The organism is Neisseria sp. P0006.S004, assembly GCF_051963015.1.
GTDB lineage: Bacteria > Pseudomonadota > Gammaproteobacteria > Burkholderiales > Neisseriaceae > Neisseria.
Map to the genome: position 1 here is coordinate 81,487 of NZ_JBQCUS010000007.1, position 10,686 is coordinate 92,172.

Annotated in this window: 11 protein-coding genes; 10 read left to right on the forward strand and 1 reads right to left on the reverse strand. The window is 50.4% G+C overall.

The genetic code is table 11. The features are described 5' to 3' along the window. Positions 1–37: 37 nt before the first annotated feature. The 9 genes from rlmH to ACTHR2_RS09605 all read left to right on the forward strand — a co-directional run bounded on the left by rlmH (position 38) and on the right by ACTHR2_RS09605 (position 7,964). On the forward strand, positions 38–508 hold the full coding sequence (rlmH, locus tag ACTHR2_RS09565; protein WP_440375669.1) for a 23S rRNA (pseudouridine(1915)-N(3))-methyltransferase RlmH: 471 nt from the start codon (positions 38–40) through the stop codon (positions 506–508). 170 nt (positions 509–678) lie between these two features. Beyond that, on the forward strand, positions 679–1,320 hold the full coding sequence (gene pyrE, locus ACTHR2_RS09570) for an orotate phosphoribosyltransferase (protein WP_003682682.1): 642 nt from the start codon (positions 679–681) through the stop codon (positions 1,318–1,320). Positions 1,321–1,420: 100 nt separating this feature from the next. Further along, a complete protein-coding gene (locus ACTHR2_RS09575; RefSeq protein WP_036493714.1) occupies positions 1,421–1,816 on the forward strand; it encodes an MJ0042-type zinc finger domain-containing protein in 396 nt (131 codons plus the stop codon). Then, positions 1,813–3,126 carry an amino-acid N-acetyltransferase gene (gene argA / locus ACTHR2_RS09580; protein WP_440375670.1) on the forward strand — a complete coding sequence of 438 codons (1,314 nt, stop codon included), beginning with the start codon at positions 1,813–1,815 and terminating at the stop codon, positions 3,124–3,126. The genes ACTHR2_RS09575 and argA overlap by 4 nt, the downstream gene beginning before the upstream one ends. Positions 3,127–3,171: 45 nt before the next feature. Then, on the forward strand, positions 3,172–3,951 hold the full coding sequence (locus ACTHR2_RS09585) for an exodeoxyribonuclease III (RefSeq protein WP_263338713.1): 780 nt from the start codon (positions 3,172–3,174) through the stop codon (positions 3,949–3,951). Beyond that, positions 3,938–4,282 (forward strand): hypothetical protein, encoded by a 345-nt coding sequence (locus ACTHR2_RS09590; protein WP_440375671.1) that lies wholly within the window; start codon positions 3,938–3,940, stop codon positions 4,280–4,282. Before ACTHR2_RS09585 ends, ACTHR2_RS09590 begins: the two co-directional genes overlap by 14 nt. Positions 4,283–4,292: 10 nt before the next feature. Continuing rightward, a complete protein-coding gene (locus tag ACTHR2_RS09595) occupies positions 4,293–4,826 on the forward strand; it encodes an alpha/beta hydrolase (protein WP_263338709.1) in 534 nt (177 codons plus the stop codon). 160 nt (positions 4,827–4,986) lie between these two features. Next, the gene (locus tag ACTHR2_RS09600) at positions 4,987–7,098 is read left to right on the forward strand and encodes a TonB-dependent receptor (protein ID WP_263338706.1); all 2,112 of its coding nucleotides are present in this window, start codon (positions 4,987–4,989) and stop codon (positions 7,096–7,098) included. A 170-nt stretch (positions 7,099–7,268) separates the two neighbouring features. Further along, positions 7,269–7,964, forward strand: a complete 696-nt coding sequence (locus ACTHR2_RS09605; protein ID WP_263338704.1) for a thiol:disulfide interchange protein DsbA/DsbL — start codon at positions 7,269–7,271, stop codon at positions 7,962–7,964. Between the two features lie 172 nt (positions 7,965–8,136). On the opposite strand, the gene ffh is transcribed toward ACTHR2_RS09605, so the two are convergent. After that, entirely contained in the window at positions 8,137–9,507 is a 1,371-nt protein-coding gene (ffh, locus tag ACTHR2_RS09610; protein ID WP_003684000.1) for a signal recognition particle protein, read from the reverse strand. A 181-nt stretch (positions 9,508–9,688) separates the two neighbouring features. Here ffh and ACTHR2_RS09615 point away from each other — a divergent pair, with 181 nt between their 5' ends. Further along, positions 9,689–10,501 (forward strand): cytochrome C assembly family protein, encoded by an 813-nt coding sequence (locus ACTHR2_RS09615; protein ID WP_003749434.1) that lies wholly within the window; start codon positions 9,689–9,691, stop codon positions 10,499–10,501. The last annotated feature ends 185 nt before the right edge of the window (positions 10,502–10,686 follow it).

Sequence of the window (10,686 nt, forward strand, 5' to 3'; positions counted from 1 at the left end):
ATATCCAACCGACAATTTGATAATAAAAGGATACCCCATGAATATCACCGTCTTGGCTGTCGGCACGAAAATGCCGCGTTGGGTGGATGAAGCCGTCGGCGAGTACGCCAAACGCTTCGGGCGCGATGTCAATTATGCGCTGAAAGAAATCAAGCCAGAGAAACGCGGCGCGGGTGTGAATGCGGCTCAGGGCATGGCGGCTGAAGAAAAACGCCTGCTGGAAGCCATACCGCAGGGCGCGTTTTTGGTGGTATTGGACGAACGCGGCAAAGCGCTGACTTCGGTCGAATTGGCGCAACATTTGAAAAGCTGGCAGCAAAACGGCGAACACGTCTGCTTTATTATCGGCGGTGCAGACGGCATGACCGACCGTTTGAAACAGCAGGCAAACATGATGATGCGCCTTTCCAGCCTGACTTTGCCACACGGCATGGTGCGCGTTTTATTGACCGAGCAGCTTTATCGCGCCGTTTCGATTTTGCACAACCATCCGTATCATCGGGAATAATCTGTTTTGATTGCCGGGATAAGACGGCAATGCCGCCTTGTCGGTTTGAAAGGGAATAGGGCAAGTCGGTTTAAAGCGGGGTTGAACCTGCTTTCAGACGGCCTGATTTTTCCGCATGAATCCTTTATAATCGTTTCTTTGATAAATCAACATCTTTCGGGAGAACCCAAATGTCCGATTTCCGTCAAGACTTCCTCAAATTCGCTTTGGCACAAAACGTGTTGAAATTCGGCGAATTTACGACCAAGGCCGGCCGTCAGTCGCCTTATTTTTTCAATGCCGGTTTGTTCAATGACGGCGCATCGACTTTGCAACTGGCGAAGTTTTACGCCGAAGCCATTATTGCCAGCGGCGTGAAGTTCGATATGTTGTTCGGCCCAGCCTATAAAGGCATTATTTTGGCGGCGGCAACAGCGATGATGTTGGCGGAAAAAGGCGTAAACGTACCGTTTGCCTACAACCGCAAAGAAGCCAAAGACCACGGCGAGGGCGGCGTGTTGGTGGGCGCGCCTTTGAAAGGCCGCGTGCTGATTATCGATGATGTGATTTCCGCCGGGACATCCGTGCGCGAGTCGGTAAAATTGATTGAAGCCGAAGGTGCAACGCCTGCCGCAGTGGCCATTGCGCTCGACCGCATGGAAAAAGGCACGGGCGAATTGTCGGCGGTGCAGGAAGTTGAAAAACAATACGGCCTGCCGGTGGTTTCGATTGCCAACCTGAACGACTTGTTCACGCTCTTGCAAAACAATGCTGAATTTGGCGGCTTCTTCGAGCCGGTCAAAGCCTATCGCGAACGTTACGGCGCGGTTTAAACCATAACATCATGTTCAGGTCGTCTGAAACAGTTTTCAGACGGCCTGAAGCATTGGCTAAAATATATATTTTTGATTCAATACACTTACGGAAATACTCATGCCTGCTTGTTCTTGTCCTCATTGTAAAACACCGCATTGGGTGAAAGATGCCCAGTTGAACGTGGCGCAGGGTTTCGTGGTCTGCACGCGTTGTTCGGGGATGTTTAAGGCCAAGGATTATCTGTCGGGCAACCTGCCGGCCGATCCGGCCCATCTGCCTGTGGCGGTAACGGATGTGCGCCTCGTGCATAACATCGGCGCGCAAATCCTCAAACATTCCAAACTCTCGCGCAAAGAAATTTCCGATTTGCTCAACAGCGCACTCAAGGAAGAGCCTAAGGCGGAAGAGCAGGTAGCGGTTAAAACGCGCAAGGACGGTTTTAACTGGACGTTGGCATCGCTGATTGCGCTGACGGTTTTGATTATGCAACTCTTTTATCTTGCCCTGCTATGAGTGCTATCGTCCATTTTGTCGCCAGCTTTCGCGAGGCCGCGCCCTATATCCAATATTTGCGCGGAAAAACCATGGTGGTCGGCGTAACCGACAGCCTGTTGGAAGGCGAAACCCTGATTCGTTTGGCCGCAGATTTGAACCTGTTGGCCAGCTTGGGCTTGCGTTTGGTCTTGGTACACGGTTCGCGGCATTTGCTCGACAAATTGGCTTCGGGCCGGGATTTTGTTCCGAAATACAGCGGTAGCCGACGGATTACCGATGAAGCGACTTTAATGGAAGTGAAGCAGGTAGCGGGGATTATCCGCAGTGATGTGGAAGCCGCCTTGTTCAGCAGCGTATCCGCACCGCAACGGAGCAAGCCGCCGGTTATCGCGTGCGGCAACTTTATTACCGCCCGTCCGTTGGGTGTTATCGACGGCGTGGACATGGGCTATACCGGTACCGTCCGCAAAATCGACGCGGAAGAAATCCGTTTGCGCTTGGACAGTGGCGCGGTGGTGCTTATCAGTCCTTTGGGGCATTCGTACAGCGGCAAAACCTTCAATCTGAGTATGTGCGAAACCGCGCAGGAAGTGGCCATGGCTTTGCAGGCGGAGAAACTGGTTTTCTTGACCGAAGAAGCCGGTATTCGTCGTGCCGACGGCTCGTTGGCCAATACTTTGTCTGTCGGCGAAGTGCAGGAATTGATACACGACAATCCCGATGCGCCGGCCGATTTGCTGCATGCGGCGGTAGGCGCGTTGGAAAACGGCGTATCGCGGGTGCAGATTCTCAACGGCCGTGAAGACGGCAGCCTGTTGCGCGAGCTGTTTACCCGCGAGGGCAGCGGTACATCTATTGCGCGCGAGCCGTTTGTTTCCATCCGTCAGGCACGCAGCGACGACATTCCGCACATCATCGCCTTAATCCGTCCTTTGGCAGAACAAGGCATCTTGTTACACCGTAGCCGCGAGTATTTGGAAAACCATATTTCCAGTTTTTCCGTATTGGAACACGATCAAAACATTTACGGCTGCGTGGCGTTGAAAACCTTTTCCGAGCCTGATTGCGGCGAATTGGCCTGTCTGGTGGTGTCGCCCGAAGCACGCGATGGCGGCTACGGCGAATTGCTGTTGGAACATCTGTTTCAGAAAGCACGCGCCTTAAATATCAAAACGCTTTTCGCCTTATCCACACATACAGGCGAATGGTTTGTCGAACGGGGCTTTCAGACGGCCTCAGCCGATGACCTGCCTGCCGAACGCCGGCAGGAATACAATGCCAACGGCCGCAATTCTAAAGTATTTGTTTATGACTTGCAGGCCGTCTGAAAAACTTCAATCCTATTATCCGTTTTTAAAAATCACTTAAATCTTATGTTGAAAATTATCTCTGCCAACGTCAACGGCATCCGCTCCGCCTATAAAAAAGGTTTTTATGAATACATCGCCGCTTCCGGTGCCGACATCGTCTGCGTGCAGGAACTGAAGGCACAAGAGGCCGACCTGTCAGACGATATGAAAAATCCGCACGGTATGCACGGCTACTGGCATTGCGCCGAAAAGCGCGGTTACAGCGGCGTGGCGGTGTACAGCAAACGCAAACCCGACAATGTGCAAATCGGCATGGGCATTGAAGAATTTGACAGAGAAGGCCGTTTTGTCCGTTGCGATTTCGGCAAGTTGTCGGTAATTTCGCTGTATCTGCCCAGCGGCAGCAGCGCGGAAGAGCGCCAACAAGTGAAATACCGCTTTTTAGACGCGTTTTATCCCATGCTCGAAGCCATGAAAAACGAAGGACGCGACATCGTCGTCTGCGGCGACTGGAATATTGCCCACCAAAACATCGACTTGAAAAACTGGAAGGGCAATCAGAAAAATTCGGGCTTCTTGCCTGAAGAACGCGAATGGATAGGCAAAGTCATTCACAGGCTCGGTTGGACGGATATGTGGCGCACACTTTATCCCGATGTGCCGGGCTATACCTGGTGGAGCAACCGCGGACAAGCGTATGCGAAAGATGTCGGGTGGCGTATCGATTATCAGATGGTGACGCCGGAGTTGGCCGCCAAAGCCGTTTCCGCACATGTTTATAAAGACGAGAAATTCTCGGATCACGCCCCTTTAGTTGTGGAGTATGACTATGTTGCCGAATAAGGTTTTTGGTAAATATGATTGGAATATAAACGGCAAAACCGGCGTAGGCGCGGCGTGGGTCGTGGCGGCATTTGTATTGCCTATGCTGGTGTGGGCGGTGTTTATGTTGGCACGGATGTCCGGCTGGGTTGCCCCGACCAAGGCCAATTCGACATGGGCGTTGGTATGGCTGCTGTTTTCCCTGCCTTGCCTGCTGATTGCGGCCAAATGCTTTGCTTGGAAGGGCTGGCGGCTGGTGGCCAACATCGTACTTTGTCTGGCGACTTGTGCCATCCTCAGCGTGCCAGCCGCATTGCTGATTGCATTTACACTCAACGACTTGCTCAAATAGGCCGTCTGAAATGCAGAGCTTCGAACTCGAAGAAATGGCACTGTTTCTGATACGTGATGCAGATGAAGCGGAAATGTGGATAGACCGCTGGGCGGTCAGCTATCCGATTGTTCAAACTGCCGAAGCCGATAGTCGGCAAACCATTTCCGAATGGCAACACGCCATTCAGACGGCCTTCGACCATATCGTCAGCAGAAATATTGCCGTCGTGGCTCATGGTGCCGGCGTGTCCGCATTTTTGGCATGGCTGTATCAAACCGACATCCTGACGCAAAAACGCCTGACCAATATTATTTTGGTCTCGCCGCGTCCAGAAGCTTTTCCCGAGGACGGAATCCATACGTTCCAACGCGTCCGCTGCCCTTGCCGTACAGCGTTGGTTATCGCTGAAACAAACGGCACGCCACGCGATTGGGCGCAAGAACAGGCTGACCGCTGGCATGCACGCCTGCTTCAATCGCCGCATTCCGGCCGGTTAAACGGCGCACTCGGCGGCTGGCAATGGGGTATGAAGCTAATGCAGGAAATGCTGTTGAGTAAGTAGTTTAGAAGTGTCTATTAATAAACGAAGGCCGTCTGAAACCGATATGAGTTTCAGACGGCCTTTGTTTGCAAATATCATGTTAAATATAATTAAAAAAAACTATTCTCATTTCTTTTATGAGGCAATATAATTCGGTTGTTCCGTTAAATTGAGTATAAAAATGCAAATACCATTTCATTTAGCTTTATTACCCACGCTGATTATCGCTTCCTTCCCTGTCGCTGCCGCCGATACGCAGGACAATGGTGAACATTACACCGCCACTCTGCCCACCGTTACCGTGGTCGGACAGTCCGATACCAGTGTACTCAAAGGCTACATCAACTACGACGAAGCCGCCGTTACCCGCAACGGACAGCTCATCAAAGAAACGCCGCAAACCGTCGATACGCTCAATATCCAGAAAAACAAAAATTACGGTACGAACGATTTGAGTTCCATCCTCGAAGGCAATGCTGGCATTGATGCTGCCTACGATATGCGCGGCGAAAGCATTTTCCTGCGCGGCTTTCAAGCCGATGCATCCGATATTTACCGCGACGGCGTGCGTGAAAGTGGACAAGTGCGCCGCAGTACCGCCAACATCGAGCGCGTGGAAATCCTGAAAGGCCCGTCTTCCGTGCTTTACGGCCGCACCAACGGCGGCGGCGTCATCAACATGGTCAGCAAATACGCCAACTTCAAACAAAACCGCAATATCGGTGCGGTTTACGGCTCGTGGGCAAACCGCAGCCTGAATATGGACATCAACGAAGTGCTGAACAAAAACGTCGCCATCCGCCTCACCGGCGAAGTCGGGCGCGCCAATTCGTTCCGCAGCGGCATAGACAGCAAAAATGTCATGGTTTCGCCCAGCATTACCGTCAAACTCGACAACGGCTTGAAATGGACGGGGCAATACACCTACGACAATGTGGAGCGCACACCCGACCGTAGCCCAACCAAGTCTGTGTACGACCGCTTCGGACTGCCTTATCGCATGGGTTTTGCCCACCCGAACGATTTTGTGAAAGACAAGCTGCAAGTTTGGCGTTCCGACCTTGAATACGCCTTCAACGACAAATGGCGCGCCCAATGGCAGCTCGCCCACCGTACGGCGGCACAGGATTTCGACCATTTCTATGCAGGCAGCGAAAATGGCAGCTTAATCAAACGCAACTACGCCTGGCAACAGACCGACAACAAAACCCTGTCGTCCAACTTCACGCTCAACGGCGACTACAACATCGGCCGTTTTGAAAACCACCTGACCGTAGGCATGGACTACAGCCGCGAACACCGCAACCCGACATTGGGTTACAGCCGCGCCTTTTCCGCCTCCATCGATCCATACGACCGCGCAAGCTGGCCGGCTTCGGGCAGGCTGCAACCCGTCCTCACCCAAAACCGCCACAAAGCCGATTCCTACGGCATCTTCGTGCAAAACATCTTCTCCGCCACCCCCGATTTGAAATTCGTCCTCGGCGGCCGTTACGACAAATACACCTTTAATTCCGAAAACAAACTTACCGGCAGCAGCCGCCAGTACAGCGGCCACTCGTTCAGCCCCAACATCGGCGCAGTGTGGAACATCAACCCCGTCCACACACTTTACGCCTCTTATAACAAAGGTTTCGCGCCTTATGGCGGACGCGGCGGCTATTTGAGCATCGATACGTCGTCTTCTGCCGTATTCAACGCTGACCCCGAGTACACCCGCCAATACGAAACCGGCGTGAAAAGCAGTTGGCTGGACGATCGCCTCAGCACTACGTTGTCTGCCTACCAAATAGAACGCTTCAATATCCGCTACCGCCCCGATCCAAAAAACGACCCTTATACTTATGCGGTTAGCGGCAAACACCGTTCGCGTGGCGTGGAATTGTCCGCCATCGGGCAAATCATCCCCAAAAAACTCTACCTGCGAGGATCGTTGGGCGTGATGCAGGCGAAAGTGGTTGAGGACAAGGAAAATCCCAACCGCGTGGGCATCCATTTGGACAACACCAGTAACGTTACCGGCAACCTGTTTTTCCGTTACACACCAACCGAAAACCTCTATGGCGAAATCGGCGTAACCGGTACAGGCAAACGCTACGGTTACGACTCAAGAAATAAAGAAGTGACTACGCTTCCCGGCTTTGCCCGAGTTGATGCCATGCTCGGCTGGAACCATAAAAACGTCAACGTTACCTTTGCCGCGGCCAATCTGCTCAATCAAAAATATTGGCGTTCGGATGCCATGCCGGGTAATCCGCGCGGCTATACTGCCCGGGTAAATTATCGTTTCTGATAAAATCAGGCAAAGGCCGTCTGAAAATAAGGCTATGATCTAAGCCATATTTCAGACGGCCTTTTATAAAGGTTGAAATAAAACTAAACACATTTTTTCACTCAAATCGAACACACCTCCAACAAAATGCCATAAAATCCGCCCATTGATTTGAATGTAAAGAGATACCTATGAAACTGAAAACCTTAGCCTTGACCTCATTAACCCTGTTGGCATTGGCCGCTTGCGGCAAACAGGCGGAAACCAGCGTTCCGGCAGACAGCGCCCAAAGCAACACATCCGCTCCGTCAGCCCCTGCCGCATTGACCGAAGGTGTCAATTACACCGTATTGTCCAATCCGATTCCGCAACAGCAGGCCGGCAAAATCGAAGTATTGGAATTCTTCGGCTACTTCTGCCCGCATTGTGCCCATTTGGAGCCGGTTTTGAGCGAACACATTAAAACGTTTAAAGACGATACCTATATGCGCCGGGAGCATGTTGTTTGGGGTGATGAAATGAAACCTTTGGCACGTTTGGCGGCCGCAGTGGAAATGGCCGGTGAATCAGATAAAGCCAACAGCCATATTTTCGATGCGATGGTTAATCAAAAAATCAATCTGGCCGATACCGATACCCTGAAAAAATGGTTGTCTGAGCAAACTGCATTTGACGGCAAAAAAGTATTGGCTGCATTTGAAGCGCCCGAAAGCCAAGCACGTGCGGCCCAAATGGAAGAATTGACCAATAAATTCCAAATCAGCGGCACACCGACTGTGATCGTTGGTGGCAAATATCAAGTTGAATTTAAAGACTGGCAGTCCGGCATGACCACGATTGACCAGTTGGTGGACAAAGTACGCGAAGAGCAGAAAAAGCCACAATAAGTTGAAGGTTGAATGAGTAAAGGCCGTCTGAAAATAGGATTTCAGACGGCCTTTTATAGATAGTTAGATGTTATAGAAGAAATGGTTGCTTAAGGCCTCATGATTTTAAATCTGAATACAAAACAAAAACGCCGTCTGAAACTTTTCAGACGGCGTTTTCGGTCAAATTAGCTTACAAACCCGGGAACATGCCTTTCATTCCTTTCATGCCTTTGGCCAAACGCATCAGTTTGCCCAAGCCGTTGCCGCTGAACATCTTCATCATTTGTTGCATTTGTTCAAACTGTTTGAGCAATTTGTTCACTTCCTGCACGGTCGTACCCGCACCCATTGCAATACGGCGTTTGCGGCTGGCTTTGAGCAGGGCGGGGTTGGCGCGTTCTTTAGGGGTCATCGAGTTGATGATGGCTTCCACTTTGCCCATCGCTTTTTCAGCTGTACCTTCGGGGATTTGTTTCGATATTTGCCCCAGTTCGCCCGGCATTTTCGACATCAGGTTTTCCAAGCCGCCCATATTGCGCATCTGTTGGATTTGTTCTTTAAAGTCGTTGAGGTCGAAGCCTTTGCCTTTTTGCAGCTTTTTCGCCATTTTGGCGGCGGCTTCTTCATCAATACCTTTTTGAACGTCTTCAATCAGGGTCAATACGTCGCCCATGCCGAGGATACGGCTGGCAAGACGGTCGGGGTGGAAAGGTTCGAGGCCGTTGATTTTTTCGCCGACGCCGATAAATTTAATCGGTTTGCCGGTTACATGGCGTACGGACAATGCCGCACCGCCGCGCGAGTCGCCGTCCATCTTGGTCAATACGACACCGGTCAGCGGCAGGGCTTCATTAAATGCCTGAGCAGTGTTCACAGCATCCTGACCTAACATGGCATCGATGACGAACAAAGTTTCAACCGGGTTGACCGCAGCATGAAGCGCTTTGATTTCGTTCATCATTTCTTCATCGATTGCCAGGCGGCCGGCGGTATCGACCATCAAGACATCGTAAAAATGTTTTTTGGCGTAATCGACGGCGGCAGTTGCAATCTCAACCGGTTTTTGGTTGGTATCAGACGGGAAAAAGTCCACGCCGACCTGTTCGGCTAACAGGCGCAGCTGTTCAATCGCAGCAGGGCGGTAAACGTCGGCAGATACCACCAAAACTTTTTTCTTCTGATCGTTTTTCAGCAGGCGGGCAAGTTTGCCGACGGTTGTTGTCTTACCGGCACCTTGCAAACCAGCCATCAAAACAATGGCAGGCGGTGAAACCGATAAGTCCAGCGTTTTGTTTTCCTTGCCCATCAGTTCGACTAAGGCTTGGTTGACCACGCCGATAAAGGCTTGGTCAGGCGTCAGGCTGCCGACGACTTCTTGACCGAGGGCCTGTTCTTTGACTGTGTTGACGAATTCTTTAACGACGGGCAATGCAACGTCGGCTTCCAGCAGGGCAAGACGAACCTCACGCAAGGCTTCTTTAATATTGTCTTCGGTCAGCGTTGATTGGCCGCGAATATTTTTAAGTACCTTGCTGAAGCGGTTGGTCAGGTTGTCTAACATACTTATCCTTGATAATGAGAATAGCTGCCCAATACAGGGCATTCTTTGTTAAAATAAAATTCGGATTATTTTACACGATAGTCCGAAGTTATGCTTCAAGAACACAAACACGACACCAAGGCCGTCTGAAACCCTGCCGGGTGTCCGTCAAGTGTTCACACGTCTATTGAGAAAGATATTTATGCCGATTGTCTTAATCTGCCTTATGCTGGTGTATGCCGGATTGGGCGCATTTTCCTGGTTGCAACATAAAAAGCACAATAATAAGTCTTACCCGTTGAAAACCGAGCTGCTGATTTTGAGCGGCGCATTATTGGTACATGGCGCAGCATTGATGTTCCCTGTATTGCAGGATAGGGTATTGATTACCGGTTTTGGCTATTCGCTCAGCCTGATAGTCTGGCTGATGCTGATGATGTACTGCTTAGGCAGCTTCTTTTATTGTCTGCGCGGTGTGCAACTCTTATTGTATCCCTGTGCCGCATTGACCTTATTGCTGGGTTTCCTTTTCCCGGGAGATTTCACAGGCCGTCAAATCGTAGACTTATTGCCGCTGTCGCATATCGCATCATCATTGCTCGCATACGGATTGTTTGGCATCGTTACCTTATTTGCCATCCTAATCCTTTTAATCAACCGTAATTTGCACAAACGCCGTTTTTCCGCATTGGTCAGCTTCTTGCCACCTTTATTAAGTTTGGAGAAACTCATGTTCCAAGGTATTTGGGCAGGTTTCATTTTATTGACCTATTCAGTTATCAGCGGGACGTTTTTTGCCGAAGCCGTTTTCGGCAAACCCATGACCTTCACGCATAAAACCATCTTCAGTATTATGTCGTGGCTGATTTATGGCGCATTATTGTTGAAACACAGTATGACCGCATGGCGGGGTAAAAAAGCCGCTGTTTGGACTATTGTCGGATTTGTTAGTCTGATTTTTGCCTATATAGGCAGTAAATTTGTCTTAGAAATTATCCTTCACCGTATTGGATAAATGGAAAACATAAAAAAGGCCGTCTGAAACCAAAATTTCAGACGGCCTTAGTATTGAATAGGGTTGGATTTGGAAAGAGAATAGGGAAGATCTGAGGTGTTTTTAGAAAAATAAAAACCCTGTTAAAACAGGGTGGTGGTTAAATTTCTAGAAATAATTTTGCGAAAGGTGTTGACTGGTTTTAT